We start from the raw sequence: 20,627 nt of genomic DNA on the forward strand, positions 1-20,627 counted from the left end.
GAACGTGGAGGCTGACGTGACGGAGACGGCTACGGGCACCGACTGGCAGTCCTGGCAGGAGAGCTGGGACCGCCAACAGGAGTGGTACATGCCCGACCGCGAGGAGCGGTTCCGGGTGATGCTGGACATGGTCGAGGCGGTCGTCGGACCGGAACCGCGGGTGCTCGACCTCGCGTGCGGTACGGGAAGTATTACGGACCGGCTCCTCAAGCGGTTCCCGAACGCCACGAGCACCGGAGTCGATCTCGATCCCGCGCTCCTGGCGATCGCCCGCGGCACCTTCGACGGCGACGACCGGGTCTCCTTCGTCACCGCCGATCTCAAGGACCCCGACTGGACGGCGCGCCTGCCCCACACCTCGTACGACGCCGTCCTCACCGCCACCGCCCTGCACTGGCTGCACACCGGTCCGCTCGCCACGCTGTACGGGCAGATCGGCGGCCTTGTCCGGGACGGCGGGGTGTTCATGAACGCCGACCACATGATCGACCCGGCCACGCCCCGCATCAACGCCGCCGAACGCGCCCACCGGCACGCCGCGATGGACCGGGCCAAGGCCGCCGGGGCGCTGGACTGGGCCGACTGGTGGGCCGTCGCCGCGAAGGACCCCGTCCTGGCCGCGCCCACCGCCGAGCGGTTCGCGATCTACGGCGAGCACGCGGACGGCGACATGCCCTCCGCCGACTGGCACGCCCGCACCCTGCTGGCCTCCGGCTTCGGTGAGGCCCGCGCGGTCTGGGCGTCCCCCTCGGACACCCTGGTCCTCGCCGTGAAGTAGGCGCCCGCGAACGGCGGCAGCCGTACAGGGGCGAGACGAGGGGCGGTACGGGCGTCGGGCCCGTACCGCCCCCTTTTTCTTGTCGCCGCCCGCAACCTCCGCACGCCCCCGGCGCACTGGAAGGGTGAGACGGTCCGCCTCCGCGGGCCGGGAGCGGGAAGAGAAGGGGGCGGGAATGCGGATTCCGGAGAGGGGCCCGGATGCGGGCCGATGACGACGCCGCACTGCACGACTTCGTGGAGGGCAGACGTACCGCGCTGTTCCGCAGCGCCTACCTGCTCTGTGGCGACCGGCACGAGGCCGAGGACCTCGTCCAGAGCACCCTGGTCAAGGTCGTCCTCGGCGGCCGGCGGCACGGACGGCTCGACAACATCGAGGCGTACGCCCGTAAGACGCTGGTCAACACGTTCATCGCGAGCCGGCGGCGGTTCTGGCGGCGGGAGCGGGCGTACGGCGAACTGCCCGACCGCCCGGGGAGCGCGGCCGACACGGACACCGGCCTGGTCGTCAGAGAGGCGCTCGCCCGGCTCACGGTCAGGCAGCGGGCGGTGCTGGTGCTCCGCTACTGGGAGGACCTGAGCGTGGAGGCCACGGCCGAGGCGCTCGGGATGCGGACGAACACGGTCAAGAGCCACACGGCTCGGGGCCTGGCGGCGCTGCGCGCCGGGATGGCGGAGGAATTGGTATGAACGACGTCCGTGAACTGCTCGACCGGGCCGCCGAGGGAGCGGGGAAGCCCGCGTTCTCCGCCGGGGCCGTGTACGCGAAGGCCGCCCGGATCCGCAGGCGCCGCCGCGCCGCCGCCTCCGCCGCCGTCCTCGCGGTGGTCGCCGCCGGGGCGTTCGCCCTGCCCCGGACGGGCGGCGACGAGGACCCCGCGCGCACCTCGGTGGCGTCGGCCGGGCCGTCCGCCTCCCCGACGTCGTCGGCCTCGGCTTCGTCTTCCGCGTCGGCCAGGGCCGAACGGCTGGCCGCGCTCCTGCCCGCGGACGTGGGGGAGATCGAAGCGGTCTCGCTCGCCGTGCTCATCAAGAAGGCGACGCCCGAACAGGCGCGGACCACCTACCTCGGTCCGCTGGACGGGCACTACGCGTTCCGCCGGGACGGCGGTGTGGGCTACCTGGTGCTCACCCTGGAGGACCGGGAGGCGGTGGAGAAGAAGATGGGCCGCCCGGCCGATCCGGACGAGGACCTCTGCGTCCTGGTGGACCGGGAGCCGTCCCGCTCGGACTGTGAGCGGGAGGTGCTTCCCGACGGCCGGACCCTGACGACGTGGCACGACACGATGGACGTCGAGGGTGAGGACAGCGTCGGCTGGGGGCCCGAGCTGGTCGGCCGGCTCAACCAGCGGGACGGCTCGCAGCTCCTCGTACGCTCCAGCACCGGCTTCGAGGGTTCCGGCACCCAGGGACCGCTGCTGCCGGAGCCTCCGCTCTCCCGCCAGCAGGTGAAGGAGCTGCTCACCGGCACCGAGGTGCTGCCGAAGGGCTGAGGGCGCGGGGGAGCACACCGGGCGCGGCCCGGAAGCGCGGGAGGGCGGTGCGGACCGTGGTCGTCCGTACCGCCCTCCCGTGTGCGACGGGGCCCCGCCCTACAGCACCTTGGACAGGAACGACTTCGTCCGGTCGTGCTGCGGGTCGGTCAGCACGTCGCGCGGGTGGCCCGACTCGACCACCACGCCGTCGTCCATGAAGACCAGCGCGTCGCCCACCTCGCGGGCGAAGCCCATCTCGTGGGTGACGACGATCATTGTCATGCCGTCCTCGGCCAGGCCGCGCATGACGTCGAGGACGTCGCCGACCAGCTCCGGGTCGAGCGCGGACGTCGGCTCGTCGAAGAGCATCAGCTTCGGCTCCATCGCCAGCGCACGGGCGATGGCCACCCGCTGCTGCTGCCCGCCGGAGAGCTGGGTGGGATAGTTCCCCGCCTTGTCGGAGAGGCCCACCCGGTCCAGCAGCTTCTCGGCGCGGGCCCGGGCCACGGCCTTGGCCTCGCCCTTGACCTGGACCGGTGCCTCCATGACGTTCTCGATGGCCGTCATGTGCGGGAAGAGGTTGAAGCGCTGGAACACCATGCCGATGTCCCGGCGCTGGAGGGCGACCTCGCTGTCCCGCAGCTCGTAGAGCTTGTCGCCCTTCTGCCGGTAGCCGACCAGTTCGCCGTCGACCGAGAGCCGGCCGGCGTTGATCTTCTCCAGGTGGTTGATGCACCGCAGGAAGGTCGACTTGCCGGAGCCGGACGGGCCGATGAGGCAGAACACCTCACGCGGGGCGACCTCCAGGTCGATGCCCTTGAGGATGTGGGCGGCGCCGAAGGACTTGTGGACGCCCTCGGCCTTCACCATGGGGGTGGTCATGCGGAGACACCTCCGGAGGGCCGGTTGCTGAACGCGGCGAGGTTGACCTTGACGCGCTGCAACGGCGTGAGCGGCAGCGAGCGCAGCGAACCGCGGGCGAAGCGGCGCTCCAGGTAGTACTGGCCGACGCTGAACACGCTGGTCATGACGATGTACCAGATGGACGCGACGAACAGCATCTCCATCACCGCGTACGACGTGGAGCCGATCTGCGAGGTGGAGCGGAGCAGTTCGTTGTACGTGACGGCGTAGACGAGCGACGAGGTCTTCAGCATGTTGATGAACTCGTTGCCGGTCGGCGGGATGATCACGCGCAGCGCCTGCGGGAGGACCACGCGGCGCATGGTCTTGCCCTGGGTCATGCCCAGCGCGTGCGAGGCCTCGGTCTGGCCCTCGTCGACCGACTGGATGCCGGCCCGGCAGATCTCCGCCATGTAGGCGGCCTCGTTCAGCGCGAGCCCCAGCAGGGCGCACATGAACGGGGTCATGACGTCCGTCATCTCGTCCTTGTAGATGAACGGGATGTTCAGGACCGGGAAGATCAGCGCCAGGTTGAACCAGAGCAGCAGCTGTACGTAGACCGGGGTGCCGCGGAAGAACCAGATGTACAGCCAGGCCACCCAGCTGGTGACCGGGTTCTTCGACAACCGCATCACGGCCAGTACGACGCCGAGGATCACGCCGAGCACCATCGCGAGGACGCTGATCAGCAGAGTGCGACCCGCACCGGCGACGACCGTGCTGTCGAACAGCTTGTCGCCCACGGCGTGCCACTGGATGTTGCCCTGCGAGAAGGCGTACCCGAGGGCGACGAGGAGGCCGATGACCACGACGCCGCTGATCCAGCGGCCGGCGTGGCGGACCGGGATGGCCTTGATGTTCTCCGGGGCCGGGGTGGCGCCCTTGGAGACGGACACCGGGCCGGCCGGTGAACCGGCGGGTGTCTTGTCGAACTTGTCAGTCATGGTGACTGCCCTTCAGTGGAGCGTCCGGTCACTTGCCGCCGTTGATGGCGGCCTTGTCGATCGCTCCGGTGCCGGCGCCCCACTTGTCGAGCACCTTCTGGTACGAACCGTCGGCGATGATCGCGTCGACGGCCTCCTTCAGGGCGTCGCGCAGCCCGGTGTTGTCCTTCTTGACGGCGATGCCGAACGGGCCGGCGTCGATCTGCTCGCCCACGACCTCGAACGCCTTGCCGCCGTCGGCCTTGCGGGCCAGGTCGACCGCGACCGGGTAGTCGTTGACGCCGGCGACCGCACCGCCGGACTTGACCCGGGTCTGCGCCTCGGTGTCGTTCTCGAACGACTCGATCTTGATGGCCTTCTCGCCGGCCTCCGTACAGGCCTTCGACTGCGTCTTGAGGGCCTTCTCGTACGTGGTGCCGCGCTGCACGGCCGCGGCCTTCCCGCAGAGGTCCTCGATGGACTTGATGTTCTGCGGGTTGCCCTTCTTCGTGTACACGGCGGTGCCGGCGAGGAAGTAGTCGACGAAGTCGACGCCCTCGCCCAGCTTCTTGCCCGACTCGTCCAGGCCCTCCTGGCGCTGCTTGTTGTCCGTGATCGACGACATCGCGATGTCGTGACGCCCACTGTTCAGGGCGGTGATCAGGCCGTCGAAGGAACCGGAGGTGAACTCGAACTTCACCCCGAGCTGCTTGCCGAGGGCTGCGGCCAGATCGGGGTCGACCCCCACGATCTTTCCGTTCTCGACGGACTCCATCGGGGCGTATTCGGCATTCGTGCCAACCTTGATCACACCGGACTTCTGGTACTTCTCCGGCAGCTTCGAGAAGAGCGGCGCGCCGCTCTTGGTCTCCTTGCCGCTGCCCCCCTCCTGGGAGGAGCTGTCGGTCTGGTCGCCACAGGCGGTGAGCAGCAGGGAGCCGGCGACCGCGATGGCGCCGATCGCCGCAATCCGGGACTTGGCGGTCGTACGACGCGTGGTGCTTGCGGTCATGTCGGGATCCTCCGGCAGGTGAGGGTGAGGTGCTGGTGGGCGGCTTGGCACGCACCTTCGAGTGTCGCCACCTTGTGTGATGACGGCATCCTGCCATTTGGACTGGCCCATTCAGGGGTCCCGCCATGTCAAAATCGGATAACGGGCGACCCCCGAACATCAACGGCCGGTCCGCGAGGACCGGACCATCTGTGGGCATTCATTCCCTCTGCCGGAGAATCTTCGGCATGTCTCGGCCAGTGGACGGCATTTATGCCGGTTTGCCGACTTGTCCAGATATTCGACTATGAGTCACGTCACCGCGTTGTTATGGACTCGTCCGTAACACCGTTCGTCCGGTAAGAAAGACGTTTACACCCCTCATCCGGGGCTCAGGGCGCGTGTGCGGCGCGCCCGCGCGTACGTACCACCCATCCCCGCCGGGACGGGCCGACCGCCCGGTGCGGGGCGCGTACGCGGTGCCCGCCCACCTCTCCTCAACCAGGAGTGGCCACCCTCAAACGATGAAGACTTAAGGGGTCAACACCATGGCAGCGGAGATCGTCAATCCTCGCAGCGACAGCACCACCGACAGCGGCATCCAGCGCACGAGCGCAGCGGACACCGGGGCCGACGAGCCCTTCGACGCGGCCTTCGCCCTCCATCGGGGCGGGAAGATGGCCGTGCAGTCCACCGTCCCGATCCGGGACAAGGACGACCTTTCCCTGGCGTACACGCCCGGCGTGGCGAAGGTGTGCAGCGCCATCGCCGACAACCCCGAACTCGTCCACGACTACACCTGGAAGTCGCAGGTCGTGGCCGTCGTGACGGACGGCACCGCCGTGCTCGGCCTCGGCGACATCGGGCCCGAGGCGTCCCTCCCCGTCATGGAGGGCAAGGCCATTCTCTTCAAGCAGTTCGGCGGCGTCGACGCGGTGCCGATCGCGCTCGCGACCACCGACGCCGACGAGATCGTCGACACCGTCGTCCGGCTCGCCCCCTCGTTCGGCGGGGTGAACCTGGAGGACATCTCGGCGCCCCGGTGCTTCGAGATCGAGCGCAAGCTCCAGGAGCGCCTGGACATCCCGGTCTTCCACGACGACCAGCACGGCACCGCGGTCGTCACCCTCGCCGCCCTGCGCAACGCCGCGAAGCTCTCCGGGCGGACGCTCGGCGATCTGCGCGGCGTCATCTCCGGCGCCGGCGCGGCGGGCGTGGCCATCGCCAAGTTCCTGCTGGAGGCCGGGATCGGCGACATCGCCGTGGCCGACCGCAAGGGCATCGTCAGCCGCGACCGCGACGACCTCACCGAGGTCAAGCGCGAGCTGGCGGAGCTGACCAACCGGGCCGGCCTGACCGGTTCGCTGGAGCAGGCGCTCGCCGGCGCGGACGTCTTCATCGGCGTCTCCGGCGGTACGGTCCCGGAGGCGGCGGTGGCCTCGATGGCCCCCGGCGCGTACGTCTTCGCGATGGCCAACCCGAACCCGGAGGTCCACCCGGAGGTCGCGCACAAGTACGCGGCGGTCGTGGCGACCGGGCGGTCCGACTTCCCGAACCAGATCAACAACGTGCTGGCGTTCCCGGGCATCTTCGCGGGCGCGCTCCAGGTCCGGGCCTCCCGGATCACCGAGGGCATGAAGATCGCCGCGGCGACCGCGTTGGCCGACGTGGTCGGCGACGAGCTGGCGGCGGACTACGTGATCCCGTCGCCGTTCGACGAGCGGGTCGCCCCGGCGGTCACCGCGGCGGTGGCGGCGGCGGCCCGTGCGGAGGGTGTGGCCCGGCGCTGATGTCGCGTTGAGCGGTTGTGGGTGGGCGGGGCCTGCAGGTGTACGGGCCCCGCCCACCTTTGCCCCGGGGGCTCCGCCCCCAGACCCCCGCTGCTCAATCGCCGCAGGGGCTTGATCGGTGCGGCCTCCCGCTGCTCAATCGCCGCAGAGGCTTGATTGGTGCGGGCCCCGCCGGGCAAGCGCGAGAGGGGCTCGATGGCGCGCGGGTCCACCCCGGTTGGTGCGCGTCACACACGCAGGCGGTTACGCGGTCGCCCCGCCCCGCCTATCGTCGAGCCATGTTCGCCGCCTACGCAGCCCGCATCGATCCCGATCATCCCCTCGACGGTCTGGAGCTGGGTGACCGCCCGGCCCCCGAGGCGCGTCCCGGGTGGACCACCGTCACCGTCCGGGCCGCCTCCCTCAACCACCACGACCTCTGGTCCCTGCGGGGCGTGGGCCTGCCGCAGGACCGGCTGCCGATGATCCTGGGCTGCGACGCGGCCGGCGTCGACCAGGACGGCAACGAGGTCGTCCTGCACTCCGTCATCGGGCAGTCGGGGCACGGCGTCGGGCCGAAGGAGCCGCGCTCCATCCTCACCGAGCGCTACCAGGGCACCTTCGCCGAGCAGGTCACCGTACCCACCTGGAACGTCCTGCCCAAGCCGAAGGAGCTCAGCTTCGAGGAGGCCGCCTGCCTGCCGACCGCCTGGCTCACCGCGTACCGGATGCTGTTCACCAACGCCGGGGTCCGGCCCGGCGACTCCGTGCTCGTCCAGGGCGCCGGCGGCGGGGTCGCCACCGCCGCGATCGTGCTCGGGAAGGCCGCCGGGCTGCGGGTCTTCGCCACCAGCCGGGACAAGGCCAAGCGTGAGCGGGCGGTCGAACTCGGCGCGTCGGAGGCGTACGAGCCCGGCGCCCGGCTGCCCCAGCGGGTGGACGCGGTCATCGAGACCGTGGGAGCCGCCACCTGGTCCCACTCCGTGAAGTCGCTGCGGCCCGGAGGCACCCTCGTCATCTCCGGGGCCACCAGCGGCGACCGGCCCGCCCACGCCGAGCTGACCCGGATCTTCTTCCTGGAACTGAAGGTCGTCGGCTCCACCATGGGGTCCAAGGACGAGCTGGAGGACCTGCTCGCGTTCTGCGCGACCACCGGGGTGCGGCCGGTCATCGACGAGGTGCTGCCGCTGGACCGGGCCCGGGAAGGGTTCCGGCGACTGGAGTCGGGCGACCTCTTCGGGAAGATCGTGCTGAACCCCACCACCTGAGAGCGTCCGGCACCGCACCCTTGATGGATCGTCAGCTCTCCTGATGTGCTCGGCCCATGCGATTGGGCAGAGCACTCATGGCAGTCGTCGTCGCGTCCGTGCTCGCGGCGGGGGCACTCGCCCCCGCCGCCACGGCACGCCCCGCACCCGTACAAGCCTCCGGGCACGGCATCCCGCCCCTGACCGACGGTCAGGGGCGCGCCATCACCCTGCGCGGCTGGAACGTCGAGGACAAGGCGAACCGCGGCGAGGCCGCCCTCACCGCCATCACCGAACGGCACTTCCGCGACCTGCGCGGACACGGCTTCAACTTCGCCCGGCTGCTGGTCTTCTGGGACGATCTGGAGCCCCGGCGCGGCCAGTACAGCGAGCGCTACCTCCGGCGCATCGAACGCGTTCTGGACTGGGCGCGCGAGCATCGCGTCCACGTCCTCATCGACGCCCACCAGGACGTCTTCGGGCCCGCGTTCGGGCACCGGGGCATCCCCGCCTGGGCCACCAGGACCGACGGGCTGCCGTTCACCCCGAACCCCGACGACTGGTTCTCCGAGTATTTCCAGCCCGCCGTCCAGCGGGCCTTCACCCACCTCTACGAGGACCCCGACCTCCAGCGCGCCCAGGCCGCCATGTGGCAGGTCCTCGCGGCCCGGTTCCGCGACCACCCGGCCGTGATCGGCTACGACCTGATCAACGAACCGATGGGGGAGCTGCGCGAGGGCGAGGACCTGCCGACCGCCGCCCGCCGGATCGAGGCCCAGCACCTCACCCCGATGTACAACCGGCTCGCCCGCGCCGTCCGGGCGAAGGACCGCGACACCTGGCTCTTCGTCGAGCCGACGCCCATCGTCGGCGAGGGCGTCCCCACCGGGCTCGGCCGGATCGATGACCGCCGGACCGTGTACGCCCCGCACTTCTACAACACCGCCATGGAGGCGGGCGCGGACTACGATCCCTCGGCCGGCTGGATCGAGGCGTACGAGGCCGCCGTCACCGCGTACCCGGCCCGCCACCGGATGCCCGTGGTCGTCGGCGAATGGGGGCCCCTGAACAACGCCCTTCCCCACATGGGCCGCTTCTACCGCGAGGCCGTCGACTCCCTGAACCGCTACAGCTCCGGCTGGGCGGGGTACGTCTGGTGCTACGGCGGCGGCTACTGCGCGGTCGACGAGCACGGCCGCTTCCGTACGAACAAGGAGCGGACCGCCACCCCGTACGCCCCGGCCGTCGCGGGAACCGTCCGCTCGCAGACGTACGACGCGGACACCCGCTCCTACCGCCTCGCCTACCGTGCCGCCGCCCGCCCGGGGGTGACGGAGCTGTCCCTCCCGCCCTCGCCCCGGGGCTGGCGCGTCTCCGTCACCGGCCCGGCCCGCCTCCTCGGGAAGTTGCCGCGCGGAGGGTGGCCGGTGGTACGGGCGTGGCCCGGGAGCGAGGTGGTGGTGACCGTGCGGGAAGGTGGCCCGTATGGACGAACTGACCACCCCTGAAGGGTTTCTGCTGCGCCCCTGGAAGCCCGCCGACGCCTCGGCGGTGCTCCGGGCCTTCGCCCCGGCCGAGATGGGACGCCAGACGGACCGGCCGGTGTTCGACCGGTCCGGGGCGCTGGCCTGGATCGCGGACCGCACGCGCGAACGGGGAGCGCGTACCGGCTACTCCTGGGCCGTCGTGGGGGAGGCGGGCGAGGCCCTCGGCTGTGTTGCCGTCGGCGCCGTCAACCCGGCCCATGACACCGGCTGGGTCTCCTACTGGACCACCGAGGAGGCGCGCGGCCGGGGTGTCGCCCCGGCCGGGGTGCGGGCCCTGGCGCGCTGGGCGTTCGACGAACTCGGGCTGTATCGGCTGGAGCTGGGGCACCGCACCGACAACCCGGCCTCCTGCCGGGTCGCGACCCGGTCGGGCTTCGCCCCCGAGGGCATCGAGCGGGCCAAGCTGCGCTACGGCGATGTCCGGTACGACGTCGAGCGGCACGCGCGCCTGGCCGACGATGATGTCAACTTTGATTGACGGTGAGGTGATGTCAATGTAGGTTGACGCCATGACCGAAGCAACGGATCTGGCCGCACGCGCCGGTGACCGCGACCCGCGCGTCGGGTTGCGGGCGGTGGCCGCGCTGCGGCGGCTGCTGGAGCAGCTCGAAGCCGTACAAGTCAGAAGCGCCCGTGTCCAGGGCTGGTCGTGGCAGGAGATCGCCGCCGAGCTGGGCGTCAGCCGGCAGGCCGTGCACAAGAAGTACGGGAGGCGTTGATGTTCGAGCGATTCACCCGAGGGGCCCGCGCGACCGTGAAGGGCGCCGTGGCCCAGGCCGAGCGCGTCGGGGCCGACTCGGTCACCGAGGAACATCTGCTGCTCGCGCTGCTGGAGCAGGAGGGCGGCCGGGCCTCGTTCGCGGTCACCGCACTCGGTCTCCACGACCGCCGCGGCTCCCTGGACGCCGCCTTCGCCGAGGCCCGCCGTCGTGGCGGCCTGACCAAGGCCGACACCGACGCCCTCGCCGGCATCGGGATCGACATCGGCGCGATCGTCTCCCGGGTCGAAGGGGCCCATGGCGAGGGGGCCCTGGCCGCCGGCCGCGGCAGCCGCCGGTGGTGGTGGTCCGGGCACCGCCCCTTCACCCCAGGCGCGAAGACCGTCCTGGAGAACTCGCTGCGGGTCGCCCTGGGGCGCGGCGACCGCTTCATCGGCGAGGAGCATCTGCTCCTGGCCCTCACGGCGAAGCCCGGAGTCGTCGCCGACGTCCTCGCCGAGCACGGCGCGACCTACGCGAACGTGCGGCGCGCGCTGTACGGCCCCGAGGCCGACGAGGGCCAGGGACACGCCAAGGCCGGGTGAGGCGGGCGTACGGGGCGGGGTGTACGGAACGGGGGCGGGCGTACGGGGCGGGGTGTACGGAACGGGGGCGGGCGCCCGTCACTCCGGGCGCCCGCCCCCTTTCCTCCTGGGCCGCGTCGGCTCAGGCCTTCCCCTCGGCGTCCCTCGTCAGCAGCGCCTCGATCCGCGCCGTCGCCGCGCCCAGGTGGCGGCGGGCCTCCGCGAGCTGGGTCTCCGTCACTCCGTGATCGCGGGCCGCGTCCCGGATGCCGTCACGGAAATGGTCCAGCAGGCGGTCCAGGTCACGCACCGGGTCGCCCGTGGCCGGCGCGTCCTCGCCCCAGCCGAAGCCGTCGTCGGGAACCGGGGCGGCCGGGGCGGCGTCGGCGTCCGGCTCGGGCTTGCCGAACGGGGGCCAGGCGCCGGAGCGTGCGAACCCGCCGAGCTGGCCGGTGATCTCCGCGAGGCCTTCCCGTACGCCGGAGGGCCAGTCGCCCCGCGCGAAGTGCTCCTGGACCTGGCGGGCGGCGGTCTGCATCTGCTCGCGCGCCTTCTCCTGGGCCTCCTTGGCCTGACGGCGGGCCTGCTGGGCGTCCTCGCGGGCGCGCCGGGACTCGTCCTTCGCCCGGCGTGCCTGCTCCTTCCACTCCTGACCGGCCCGGCGCAGCTCCTCCTTGGCCGTGCGCCATGCCTCGCTGTCGCCGAGGTCGCCCAGGCCGCCGAAGTCGCGGAAGTCACCGAAGGGGGAGGAAGGTTCACCCTTCCCCCTGTCCTTGCCGTTTCCGGCCCCCGCCTTCGCGCCGTGCCGCGACTCCGACGCCGCCGCCCGCATGTCGCTGCGGAGCCGGCCCGCCGCGCCCCTCACGTCGTCGCGTATCTCGGCGGCCAGTTCGGAGACCGAATCGCGGATCTCCAGCTCCAGGTCGGCCAGTTCGCCGCCGCGGCCCGCCAGCTCCTCGCGCCCCGCCGCGGTGATCGAGTAGACCTTGCGGCCACCCTCGGTCGCGTGGGTGACGAGGCCCTCGGCCTCCAGCTTGGCCAGCCGCGGGTAGACCGTGCCGGCGGACGGGGCGTACAGACCCTGGAAGCGCTCCTCCAGCAGGCGGATGACCTCGTAGCCGTGGCGGGGAGCCTCGTCCAGGAGCTTGAGGAGGTACAGCCGCAGACGGCCGTGGGCGAATACGGGAGGCATGTCAGAGAACCTTTCCGGTCGGCTCGGTGGCGTACGCGTCGTCCTCGGCGGGCGGCCTGCGCAACAGGGCGATCGAACCGGACACGGTCGTCGCCCGCAGGGTCCCCGTCCCGGCGCCCAGCGTGCCGGTGATCTTCTTCGCCCCCCACTGCCCGCCGACCCGCAGGTCCTCGAAGGCGTTGGAGACGGCCCCGCTCGCGGTGTTCGCCTCGACCCTGGCGTCGGACGGGTGGGGCAGCCGGATCGCGATCTCGCCGGACACCGTGGTCAGCCGGATGTCCGTGGGCTTCCCGGACGGGTCGACGTCCAGCACCATGGCGCCGCTGACCGACTCGGCCCGGACCGAGGTCCCGGCCCCGTCGACCACCGTCAGGTCGCCGGACACGGAGTGGAAGCGCAGGTCCCCCGTGACGCTCTGGGCCTCCAGGCTGCCCGACACGGACTCCCCGCGCACCGCGCCGGTCAGCCCGACGAGCGTGGAGTCCCCGGTGATGCCGCGGACCTCGGTGCGGCCGCTGATGCCGGAGACGACGGCCCCGGCGCCGATCACGCCGACCTCGACCGAGGAAGCGGCCGGCACGACGAGCGTGACCACGGCGCTGCGGCGGCGGCCCTTGGGGTCGAACCAGCGCAGCAAGTCCTGCCAGGGCAGGTCCTCGTAGGCCACGGTGAGCCGGCCGTCCTCCTGGGTCACGATCAGCGGCGGGCCCTCGATCGCGGAGATCTCCAGCCGGGCGTCCGGCCCGTCGGTCCCGACCACGTTGACCGTGCCGTCGACGATGCGCACGTGCAGCGCCGCCACCGGATCCTCGAAGGCGAGCTTCCGCGGCTCGGCGATGGTCCATGTCGACACAGGCATGGATGTGACCTCCCGGAAAGCGTGGCAACGCAACATATCGCGTCTCGTCCAGAACACGATATATCGCGGATAGGGGAAGTCAAGGGGAGTCGGAGAAGGGTGGCGGGCTAGGGCCTTTCGTTGGGATCAGGTCGGGTCAGGGAGCGTGGTCCGGTGCGTGCAGCTGCAAGGCGGAGGACTGAGGCAACGCGGAGCGTTGGTGATGGACGACAACGCCGCAGATGTGCGTGCCGGACCACGCGAGCCCGGCATGATCCGAACGAAAGGCCCTAGGTGGGGAGACGGTGGGTGATGCCGACGGGGGGTGAACCGCGCGCAGCAACGTCAAACCGGGGCATATTGCCCTAGCGTGTGAGCCATGAACGCGACATCCACCGGGGCCCTCCTGCTGTGCCGGGCCGACCCGGAGACCGTACGGCCGCTCGCCCACCTGCTGCGCGAGCAGATGCTGCTGGCCCGGGCGGGCGAGGAATGGAGCGTGCTCGTCCCGGAGGGGAAGCCCTGGCGGAGCGGGGGCGAGGGGAGGGGCACGGAGCAGGAGGCGGAGCCGGTGGAACGGGTCGTCGGCGGCTGGGCCACCGCGCTCGCCGTCGGCTCCGCCTGGCCGGCGCTCGCCCTGTGGTGGGACGCCGACCGGGCCGGATTCACGCTCGCCGCCGGATTCCGCCGCCCCGTGGGCTACATCTGGCTGACCGACGGCACCCCGGTGGGCGAGGACGAGGCCATGCGCACCTTCGCGGTCCGGCTCGGCCTCGACCCGGTGCTGGACGTACAGGCGCTGGAGGAGCTGACCCGCCCCGATCCGGACGCCGACGCGGACGCCCGGCTGCGCGGACTGCTCGCCGTTCTCACCCGCACCGGACTGACCCTGCCCGCCGGGCTCTCACCGGGCGAGAGCGCGGACCGGCTGCGGAGCGTCGCGGCGGTGCAGCGCGGGGTGGAACGCGTGGAGTGGGCCGGCTGGCGCGATGCCGTACGCGTGGAACTGGACGCGGTCGAGAGCAGCCGGATCGGCCCGTGGGTACGCGGCCCCCGCGCCCGTGCCGTCGCCGCCGCCCAGATCGCGGCCGGGCTTCCGCTCCTGCTGTGGGGCGCCCGCCGCCGCAGCGGTGGCTGGGTGGCCGCCGGAGCCGTGCTCCTGGCCCAGGGCGCTCTGGGACTGGCGTACGAACGGGCCAGGGCGTCCGCGGACGCCCTCTAGGGCACGCTTCAGGCGTCCTCGTCGTCCTCGTCGTCCAGCCGTGCCAGCCAGGTCGCGAGGCGCTCCACCGGCACCTCGAAGTCGGGGTTGAGGTCGACGAACGTCCGCAGCTGCTCGGCGAGCCACTCGAAGGTGACCTCCTCCTCGCCGCGCCGCTTCTCCAGTTCCTCGATGCCACGGTCCGTGAAGTACATGCGCTCAGGATATCGAGGCCCGGACGCCCGCCTGAACACCGGATACGCCGGAGACACCGCGTACACCGGACACGCCGGGGGCCCGGCTTCGCGACAAGCGCGGAACCGGGCCCCGGTGGCGTACGGACAGCTCGTACGGCTGCAGCGTGGTTCTAGGCCTCGAAGACCTCGTCGACCAGCTGCGCCTGCTCCGCCTGGTGACGCTTGGCCGAGCCGACCGCCGGGGACGAGCCGTGCGGCCGCGAGATGCGGCGCAGGCGCTCGCCGTGCGGCACGTCCGAACCGACCGCGAGGTCCAGGTGGTCGATCAGGTTGAGCGCGATGAACGGCCACGCGCCCTGGTTCGCCGGCTCCTCCTGCGCCCACAGGTACTTCTCGGCGTTCGGGTACTTCGCGATCTCGGCCTGGATCTCCGCACCCGGCAGCGGGTACAGGCGCTCCAGCCGGATGATCGCCGTCTCCGTGTCGCCGCGCTTCTCCCGCTCGGCGTCCAGGTCGTAGTACAGCTTGCCCGCGCAGAAGACGACCTTGCGGACGTCCTCGGGCTTGACCGACGCGTCGCCGATCACCGGGCGGAAGCCGCCGGTGGTGAACTCCTCGATGGACGAGGCCGCGGCCTTCAGACGCAGCATCGACTTCGGGGTGAAGACGATCAGCGGCTTGTGGTGCGGGTTGTGCACCTGCCAGCGCAGCAGGTGGAAGTAGTTCGACGGCAGGGTCGGCATCGCGACCGTCATGTTGTCCTGCGCGCACATCTGGAGGAAGCGCTCGGGGCGGGCGGAGCTGTGGTCCGGGCCCTGGCCCTCGTAGCCGTGCGGCAGCAGCAGCGTGACGCCGGAGGTCTGGCCCCACTTCTGCTCGGCCGAGGAGATGAACTCGTCCACGACGGTCTGCGCGCCGTTGACGAAGTCACCGAACTGGGCCTCCCAGATGACCAGCGACTCCGGACGGGCCAGCGAGTAGCCGTACTCGAAGCCCATCGCCGCGTACTCCGAGAGCAGCGAGTCGTAGACGTTGTACCGGGCCTGGTCGTCGGCCAGGTACAGCAGCGGGGTGTAGTCCTCGCCGGTGACCTGGTCGACCAGGACCGCGTGGCGCTGGCCGAACGTGCCGCGGCGGGTGTCCTGGCCGGCGAGCCGGACCGGGGTGCCCTCCATCAGCAGCGAACCGATGGCCAGCGTCTCGCCCATGCCCCAGTCGATCGTGGCGTTGTCCACCGAGGCCGCGCGGCGCTGCATCTGCGGCATCAGGCGGGGGTGGACGGTGATCGAGTCGGGGATGTTGACCTGCGATTCGGCGATCCGCTTGACGACCTCGGCGGAGACGGCCGTCTCCACGGCCACCGGGAACGCGGCCTGCGGCTCGGGGACGTGCGGGGCGGCCGGCTGCGAGGTGGCCTCGCGGACCTCGGCGAACACCTTCTCCAGCTGACCCTGGAAGTCCTGGAGCGCCTGCTCCGCCTCTTCCAGCGTGATGTCGCCACGACCGATGAGGGACTCGGTGTAGAGCTTGCGCACCGAGCGCTTCTTGTCGATCAGGGTGTACATCTGCGGGTTGGTGAACTCCGGGTTGTCGCCCTCGTTGTGACCGCGGCGGCGGTAGCAGATGAGGTCGATCACGACGTCCTTGTTGAACGCCTGCCGGAACTCGAAGGCGAGCCGCGCGACGCGGACCACGGCCTCCGGGTCGTCGCCGTTGACGTGGATGATCGGCGCCTCGATCATGCGTGCCACGTCGGTGGCGTACATCGAGGAGCGCGAGGACTCCGGGGCGGCGGTGAAACCGACCTGGTTGTTGATCACCACGTGCACGGTGCCGCCGGTGCGGTAGCCGCGCAGCTGCGACATGTTGAGCGTCTCGGCGACGACGCCCTGGCCCGCGAAGGCCGCGTCGCCGTGGAGCGCGACGGGCAGGACCGTGAAGTCCGTGCCGCCCTTGTTGATGATGTCCTGCTTGGCGCGGGCGATGCCTTCCAGGACCGGGTCGACCGCCTCCAGGTGCGAGGGGTTGGCGGCCAGCGAGACCTTGATCTGCTCGCCGTCCAGACCGGTGAAGGTGCCCTCGGCGCCCAGGTGGTACTTGACGTCGCCGGAGCCGTGCATCGAGCGCGGGTCGAGGTTGCCCTCGAACTCGCGGAAGATCTGCGCGTACGACTTGCCGACGATGTTCGCCAGGACGTTCAGCCGGCCGCGGTGGGCCATGCCGATGACGACCTCGTCGAGGCGGGCCTCGGCGGCGGAGTCGAGAACGGCGTCGAGCAGCGGGATGACGGACTCGCCGCCCTCCAGCGAGAACCGCTTCTGGCCGACGTACTTCGTCTGCAGGAACGTCTCGAACGCCTCCGCGGCGTTCAGCCGGCGCAGGATGCGCAGCTGCTCCTCGCGCTCGGGCTTCGGGCGCGGGCGCTCCACCCGGTCCTGGAGCCACTTGCGCTGCTTCGGGTCCTGGATGTGCATGAACTCGATGCCGGTGGTGCGGCAGTACGACTCACGGAGCACGCCGAGGATGTCGCGGAGTTTCATCATCGTCTTGCCGGCGAACCCGCCGACCGCGAACTCCCGCTCCAGGTCCCACAGGGTGAGGCCGTGCTCGGTGATGTCGAGGTCGGGGTGCTTGCGCTGGTGGTACTCCAGCGGGTCGGTGTCGGCCATGACGTGGCCGCGGACCCGGTAGGAGTGGATCAGCTCGAAGACCCGTGCGGCCTTGGTGACGTCGTCGTCGTGCGAGGCGTCGATGTCCTTGAGCCAGCGGACCGGCTCGTAGGGGATCCGGAGCGCCTTGAAGATCTCGTCGTAGAACTCGTTCTCGCCGAGCAGCAGCTGGGACAGGACCCGCAGGAACTCGCCGGAGGCGGCGCCCTGGATGACCCGGTGGTCGTACGTCGAGGTCAGCGTCATGACCTTCGAGATGCCGAGCTTGTTCAGGGTGTCCTGCGAGGTGCCCTGGAACTCCGCCGGGTAGTCCATCGCGCCGACGCCCATGATGAGGCCCTGACCGGGCATCAGGCGGGGCACCGAGTGGACGGTGCCGATGCCGCCGGGGTTGGTCAGCGAGGCCGTGACGCCGGTGAAGTCGTCCATGCCGAGCTTGCCGATGCGGGCGCGCCGGACGATGTCCTCGTACGCCTGCCAGAACTCGAAGAAGTTGAGCGTCTCGGCCTTCTTGATGGCCGCGACGACCAGCTGGCGGTCACCGTTCGGCTTCACCAGGTCGATGGCCAGACCCAGGTTGATGTGCTCCGGCTTGACCAGGGTCGGCTTGCCGTCCCTCGTAGCGAAGGAGTAGTTCATCGACGGCATGGCCTTGAGGGCCTGCACCATCGCGTACCCGATGAGGTGCGTGAAGGAGATCTTCCCGCCGCGGGCGCGCTTGAGGTGGTTGTTGATGACGATGCGGTTGTCGAAGAGCAGCTTCACCGGGACCGCGCGGACGGAGGTGGCCGTCGGCAGTTCCAGCGAGGCGTTCATGTTCTTCGCGACGGCGGCCGAGGGGCCGCGCAGCGTCACGTACTCCGGGCCGGCCGGGGCCTCGGTGGAGTCGTCGGCCTTGGCCTTGGCCTTCGCCGGGGCGGGCGCGGCGGCGGGCTTCTTCTCCGCCGCGGGCTTCGCCGGGGCCGGGGCCGGTGCGGCCTTGGCCGGGGCCGGCTGCGCGGGAGCCGCCGGAGCGGCTGCGGGCGCGGCCTTCGTCGGAGCGGCCGGAGCGGCCGCCGGGGCGGGCGCTGCCGGAGCGGGCGCTGCCGGGGCGGCGGGCGCCTCGGTCACCGGTGCGACGCCGGGAACGGGCTTTTCCGCCGTGCCGGACGCACCCGGCTTGTAGTCGGCGAAGAAGTCCCACCAGGCGCGATCGACGGAACTGGGATCCTGGAGGTACTGCTGGTAGATCTCGTCGACGAGCCATTCATTGGCACCGAACGCGGCGGCCGGGTTCGTACCCGGGCCGGCTTGATCGGTCGAGATGCTCGAGTTACTGGGGGACTGAGACGACACGGCGGCAACCGCCCTCTTCCGCTTCACAAGGTGATGGACAGCGGAAATCAAGGCTACGCCCCCCGAACCGTTCCTTGCAGACCGGGCCGGTGCTTCGTTGTGCACATCACATCGGAAGGCGGGTTTCGGCGCAGGAAATGGCGGGAAACAAGCGAGGTTCCACTGCACTTCGGGTACGCGGGGCCGTGGACACGGTCGTCCGACCGGATCCCTTTGAGGCCCCTCGCAGGCAGGACACCATTGAACGTGCCCTTCCGGTTCGACCCTATGTCAACCGCGCCGTCAACTGCGCGGCTCGGAGATTCCCGGGAGGGTGACCTGGATGCGGCAGCCCTTCGCGGATTCGGCCACTCCGATCCGGCCGCCGTGCAGATCGACCGCCCACCGGGCGATGGCCAGCCCCAGTCCCGTGCCGCCGTCGCTTCCCGGGCCGTGCGGGGAGGGCGCCTGGCCCCGGTTGAAGCGCTCGAACACCCGGTGGCGCTCCGCCTCCGGGATGCCGGGCCCCTCGTCGACGACCTCCAGCTCCAGCGACTCCGGAGAGGCGCCGCGCCGCGCGAGCACCGTCACCCGGCCGTGCGGCGGGCTGTGCTTGACCGCGTTGTCGATGAGGTTGGCGACCACCTGGTGCAGTCGCTCGGCGTCCGCGTGCGCGGTGAGCTCCGGCGGCGAGACGTCCAGATGCAGATGGACATCCGTACGGGAGTGATTGCCCGACCCCGACGACAGACGTCGGTGGGAGGCGGCGAGATTGGCCTCTTTCAGTACGCCCGACAGATACGGCCACACCTCGAAGCGGCGGGCCTTGAGCTCCACCACTCCGTTGTCCAGCCGCGACAGGTCCAGCAGCGTCTCGACCAGCCGGCCGAGCCGCTCCGTCTGCTGCAGCGCCGTGCGCATCGTCTCCGGATCGGCGGCGGACACCCCGTCCACCACGTTCTCCAGCACGGCTCTCAGCGCCGCGATGGGTGTGCGCAGCTCATGGCTGACATTGGCGACCAGCTCTTTTCGATGCCGGTCCTCCGCCTCCAGATCGTCCGCCATGCGGTTGATCGTCTGCGCCAGGTCCCCCAGCTCGTCCCGCCGCCCGGCACCGCTCACCCGGCGGGTGTAGTCGCCGTGGGAGATGGACCGGGCCACCGCTCTCATCTCGTCCAGCGGCGCGGTCAGACCGTGCGCCACGAACTGGGTGATCAGCAGCGTGGCGATCACCGAGAACACGGTGATGAAGCGGAACTCCGTACGGGTCCGCAACGCGACGATCAGCAGCCCCGTGGTGATGAACACCGAGATCACGACGAGCGTGCCGAGCTTGGCCTTGATCGAGAAGGGCCGCAGTCCGGACCCTGGCCGCGTCATGGCGCGGGGGTCTCCAGGGCGTAACCCACGCCGTGCACGGTACGGATCCGCTCCGCGCCGATCTTCCGGCGCAGCGCCTTGATGTGGCTGTCGACCGTGCGCGTGCCCGAGGCGTCCGCCCAGTCCCACACCTCGGCCAGCAGCTGCTCCCGGGAGAGCACCGCGCGCGGGGTGTTGGCGAGACAGACCAGCAGGTCGAACTCGGTGGGCGTGAGGTGGACGTCCTCGGCGCGCACCCGGACCCGGCGCTGCGCGTGGTCGATCTCCAGCTCACCCAGACGCAGTATCCCGCTCCGCGGGGTGACGGCGGCCAGCGCGGCCCGCTCCACCCGGCGCAGCAGCACGTGCACCCGGGCGGCCAGCTCCCGCATGGAGAACGGCTTGGTCATGTAGTCGTCGGCGCCGACCCCGAGGCCGACCAGCATGTCGGTCTCGTCGTCCCGTGCGGTGAGCATCAGCACCGGTACCGGGCGCTGCGCCTGCACCCGGCGGCAGACCTCCAGGCCGTCGAAGCCGGGAAGCATGATGTCGAGCACCATCAGGTCGGGCTGCCAGGCCTCGGCCGCGTCCACGGCCGCGGGGCCGTCCAGCGCGGTCTGCACGAGGAAACCCTCCGCCCGCAGCCGGGCGGAGATGGCGTCGACGATCGTGGCGTCGTCCTCGACCACCAGCACCCGGCGCTGAGCCCCCGGGGTGGCCGCGACGCCGTTGTGGGTGGTGTGTGTCTGTTCCATCGCCCCGCCCCTGCCCGTTCTCGCGGGAGCCATTCTCCCGGAGGCACGGTTTTCGCTCGTGGATTTCGTGGGTGATCCCGTGTGCCGCTCAGCAGCGTAAAGGCAGCGGAGGGCTTCCGGCTACGCAGGGTGTTGCCCGGAGGGGCGCGTTCACGCCGACCGGGCGGCCGGATCGTCGGCCTTGTGCC

19 protein-coding genes are annotated in these 20,627 nt (G+C 71.1%); 10 read left to right on the forward strand and 9 right to left on the reverse strand.

Annotation, left to right across the window (positions count from 1 at the left end; all coding sequences use genetic code 11):
• The first annotated feature begins 16 nt into the window (after positions 1-16).
• The 3 genes from PSQ21_RS25280 (at position 17) to PSQ21_RS25290 (ending at position 2,270) form a co-directional block, all read left to right on the forward strand.
• Positions 17-778 (forward strand): class I SAM-dependent methyltransferase, encoded by a 762-nt coding sequence (locus PSQ21_RS25280; RefSeq protein WP_274033242.1) that lies wholly within the window; start codon positions 17-19, stop codon positions 776-778.
• 200 nt (positions 779-978) lie between these two features.
• On the forward strand, positions 979-1,467 hold the full coding sequence (locus tag PSQ21_RS25285) for a SigE family RNA polymerase sigma factor (protein WP_274033245.1): 489 nt from the start codon (positions 979-981) through the stop codon (positions 1,465-1,467).
• Positions 1,464-2,270, forward strand: a complete 807-nt coding sequence (locus tag PSQ21_RS25290) for a hypothetical protein (protein WP_274033246.1) — start codon at positions 1,464-1,466, stop codon at positions 2,268-2,270. The genes PSQ21_RS25285 and PSQ21_RS25290 overlap by 4 nt, the downstream gene beginning before the upstream one ends.
• A 99-nt stretch (positions 2,271-2,369) precedes the next feature.
• On the opposite strand, the gene PSQ21_RS25295 is transcribed toward PSQ21_RS25290, so the two are convergent.
• The 3 genes from PSQ21_RS25295 to PSQ21_RS25305 are packed head-to-tail and all read right to left on the reverse strand — an operon-like array spanning position 2,370 to position 5,090.
• Positions 2,370-3,134 (reverse strand): amino acid ABC transporter ATP-binding protein, encoded by a 765-nt coding sequence (locus PSQ21_RS25295; RefSeq protein WP_274033248.1) that lies wholly within the window; start codon positions 3,132-3,134, stop codon positions 2,370-2,372.
• A complete protein-coding gene (locus PSQ21_RS25300) occupies positions 3,131-4,099 on the reverse strand; it encodes an amino acid ABC transporter permease (RefSeq protein WP_274033249.1) in 969 nt (322 codons plus the stop codon). The genes PSQ21_RS25295 and PSQ21_RS25300 overlap by 4 nt, the downstream gene beginning before the upstream one ends.
• A gap of 28 nt (positions 4,100-4,127) precedes the next feature.
• Positions 4,128-5,090, reverse strand: coding sequence for an ABC transporter substrate-binding protein (locus tag PSQ21_RS25305; RefSeq protein WP_274033250.1), 963 nt, complete (start codon positions 5,088-5,090; stop codon positions 4,128-4,130).
• Between the two features lie 527 nt (positions 5,091-5,617).
• On the opposite strand from PSQ21_RS25305, the gene PSQ21_RS25310 reads away from it, so the two are divergent.
• From PSQ21_RS25310 to PSQ21_RS25335, 6 genes are all read left to right on the forward strand, one after another.
• Positions 5,618-6,859 carry an NAD(P)-dependent malic enzyme gene (locus PSQ21_RS25310; protein WP_274033251.1) on the forward strand — a complete coding sequence of 414 codons (1,242 nt, stop codon included), beginning with the start codon at positions 5,618-5,620 and terminating at the stop codon, positions 6,857-6,859.
• A gap of 278 nt (positions 6,860-7,137) precedes the next feature.
• Positions 7,138-8,106, forward strand: coding sequence for a zinc-binding dehydrogenase (locus tag PSQ21_RS25315; protein ID WP_274033252.1), 969 nt, complete (start codon positions 7,138-7,140; stop codon positions 8,104-8,106).
• Between the two features lie 77 nt (positions 8,107-8,183).
• Positions 8,184-9,593 carry a cellulase family glycosylhydrolase gene (locus PSQ21_RS25320; protein ID WP_274033253.1) on the forward strand — a complete coding sequence of 470 codons (1,410 nt, stop codon included), beginning with the start codon at positions 8,184-8,186 and terminating at the stop codon, positions 9,591-9,593.
• On the forward strand, positions 9,571-10,110 hold the full coding sequence (locus PSQ21_RS25325; RefSeq protein ID WP_274033255.1) for a GNAT family N-acetyltransferase: 540 nt from the start codon (positions 9,571-9,573) through the stop codon (positions 10,108-10,110). Before PSQ21_RS25320 ends, PSQ21_RS25325 begins: the two co-directional genes overlap by 23 nt.
• Positions 10,111-10,141: 31 nt before the next feature.
• The gene (locus tag PSQ21_RS25330) at positions 10,142-10,351 is read left to right on the forward strand and encodes a sigma factor-like helix-turn-helix DNA-binding protein (protein WP_006127526.1); all 210 of its coding nucleotides are present in this window, start codon (positions 10,142-10,144) and stop codon (positions 10,349-10,351) included.
• A complete protein-coding gene (locus PSQ21_RS25335) occupies positions 10,351-10,935 on the forward strand; it encodes a Clp protease N-terminal domain-containing protein (protein ID WP_274033258.1) in 585 nt (194 codons plus the stop codon). The genes PSQ21_RS25330 and PSQ21_RS25335 overlap by 1 nt, the downstream gene beginning before the upstream one ends.
• A 121-nt stretch (positions 10,936-11,056) precedes the next feature.
• Here PSQ21_RS25335 and PSQ21_RS25340 read toward each other — a convergent pair whose 3' ends face one another.
• Positions 11,057-12,106, reverse strand: coding sequence for a PadR family transcriptional regulator (locus PSQ21_RS25340; RefSeq protein WP_274033259.1), 1,050 nt, complete (start codon positions 12,104-12,106; stop codon positions 11,057-11,059).
• Position 12,107: 1 nt separating this feature from the next.
• Positions 12,108-12,965, reverse strand: a complete 858-nt coding sequence (locus PSQ21_RS25345) for a DUF4097 family beta strand repeat-containing protein (protein WP_274033260.1) — start codon at positions 12,963-12,965, stop codon at positions 12,108-12,110.
• A 358-nt stretch (positions 12,966-13,323) separates the two neighbouring features.
• On the opposite strand from PSQ21_RS25345, the gene PSQ21_RS25350 reads away from it, so the two are divergent.
• Positions 13,324-14,166 (forward strand): hypothetical protein, encoded by an 843-nt coding sequence (locus PSQ21_RS25350; RefSeq protein ID WP_274033262.1) that lies wholly within the window; start codon positions 13,324-13,326, stop codon positions 14,164-14,166.
• Positions 14,167-14,174: 8 nt separating this feature from the next.
• Here the strand turns inward: PSQ21_RS25350 and PSQ21_RS25355 are convergent, their stop codons facing one another.
• The 4 genes from PSQ21_RS25355 to PSQ21_RS25370 all read right to left on the reverse strand — a co-directional run bounded on the left by PSQ21_RS25355 (position 14,175) and on the right by PSQ21_RS25370 (position 20,439).
• The gene (locus tag PSQ21_RS25355) at positions 14,175-14,360 is read right to left on the reverse strand and encodes a DUF6104 family protein (protein WP_003966321.1); all 186 of its coding nucleotides are present in this window, start codon (positions 14,358-14,360) and stop codon (positions 14,175-14,177) included.
• Between the two features lie 152 nt (positions 14,361-14,512).
• Positions 14,513-18,346 (reverse strand): multifunctional oxoglutarate decarboxylase/oxoglutarate dehydrogenase thiamine pyrophosphate-binding subunit/dihydrolipoyllysine-residue succinyltransferase subunit, encoded by a 3,834-nt coding sequence (locus PSQ21_RS25360; protein WP_274033265.1) that lies wholly within the window; start codon positions 18,344-18,346, stop codon positions 14,513-14,515.
• Positions 18,347-18,628: 282 nt separating this feature from the next.
• A complete protein-coding gene (locus PSQ21_RS25365; RefSeq protein WP_274033267.1) occupies positions 18,629-19,705 on the reverse strand; it encodes a HAMP domain-containing sensor histidine kinase in 1,077 nt (358 codons plus the stop codon).
• Positions 19,702-20,439, reverse strand: a complete 738-nt coding sequence (locus PSQ21_RS25370) for a response regulator transcription factor (protein WP_030079431.1) — start codon at positions 20,437-20,439, stop codon at positions 19,702-19,704. The genes PSQ21_RS25365 and PSQ21_RS25370 overlap by 4 nt, the downstream gene beginning before the upstream one ends.
• Between the last annotated feature and the right edge of the window lie 188 nt (positions 20,440-20,627).

The sequence above is a fragment of the Streptomyces sp. MMBL 11-1 genome (genome assembly GCF_028622875.1).
Classification (GTDB): domain Bacteria; phylum Actinomycetota; class Actinomycetes; order Streptomycetales; family Streptomycetaceae; genus Streptomyces.

Bases quoted from the DNA above. Each gene is read 5' to 3' on its own strand.
- PSQ21_RS25295 (WP_274033248.1), bottom strand. From the start codon at position 3,134: ATGACCACCCCCATGGTGAAGGCCGAGGGCGTCCACAAGTCCTTCGGC.
- PSQ21_RS25335 (WP_274033258.1), top strand. From the start codon at position 10,351: ATGTTCGAGCGATTCACCCGAGGGGCCCGCGCGACCGTGAAGGGCGCC.
- PSQ21_RS25350 (WP_274033262.1), top strand. From the start codon at position 13,324: ATGAACGCGACATCCACCGGGGCCCTCCTGCTGTGCCGGGCCGACCCG.
- PSQ21_RS25285 (WP_274033245.1), top strand. From the start codon at position 979: ATGCGGGCCGATGACGACGCCGCACTGCACGACTTCGTGGAGGGCAGA.
- PSQ21_RS25305 (WP_274033250.1), bottom strand. From the start codon at position 5,090: ATGACCGCAAGCACCACGCGTCGTACGACCGCCAAGTCCCGGATTGCG.
- PSQ21_RS25290 (WP_274033246.1), top strand. From the start codon at position 1,464: ATGAACGACGTCCGTGAACTGCTCGACCGGGCCGCCGAGGGAGCGGGG.
- PSQ21_RS25325 (WP_274033255.1), top strand. From the start codon at position 9,571: ATGGACGAACTGACCACCCCTGAAGGGTTTCTGCTGCGCCCCTGGAAG.
- PSQ21_RS25345 (WP_274033260.1), bottom strand. From the start codon at position 12,965: ATGCCTGTGTCGACATGGACCATCGCCGAGCCGCGGAAGCTCGCCTTC.
- PSQ21_RS25315 (WP_274033252.1), top strand. From the start codon at position 7,138: ATGTTCGCCGCCTACGCAGCCCGCATCGATCCCGATCATCCCCTCGAC.
- PSQ21_RS25300 (WP_274033249.1), bottom strand. From the start codon at position 4,099: ATGACTGACAAGTTCGACAAGACACCCGCCGGTTCACCGGCCGGCCCG.
- PSQ21_RS25355 (WP_003966321.1), bottom strand. From the start codon at position 14,360: ATGTACTTCACGGACCGTGGCATCGAGGAACTGGAGAAGCGGCGCGGC.
- PSQ21_RS25320 (WP_274033253.1), top strand. From the start codon at position 8,184: ATGGCAGTCGTCGTCGCGTCCGTGCTCGCGGCGGGGGCACTCGCCCCC.
- PSQ21_RS25310 (WP_274033251.1), top strand. From the start codon at position 5,618: ATGGCAGCGGAGATCGTCAATCCTCGCAGCGACAGCACCACCGACAGC.
- PSQ21_RS25365 (WP_274033267.1), bottom strand. From the start codon at position 19,705: ATGACGCGGCCAGGGTCCGGACTGCGGCCCTTCTCGATCAAGGCCAAG.
- PSQ21_RS25340 (WP_274033259.1), bottom strand. From the start codon at position 12,106: ATGCCTCCCGTATTCGCCCACGGCCGTCTGCGGCTGTACCTCCTCAAG.
- PSQ21_RS25330 (WP_006127526.1), top strand. From the start codon at position 10,142: ATGACCGAAGCAACGGATCTGGCCGCACGCGCCGGTGACCGCGACCCG.
- PSQ21_RS25370 (WP_030079431.1), bottom strand. From the start codon at position 20,439: ATGGAACAGACACACACCACCCACAACGGCGTCGCGGCCACCCCGGGG.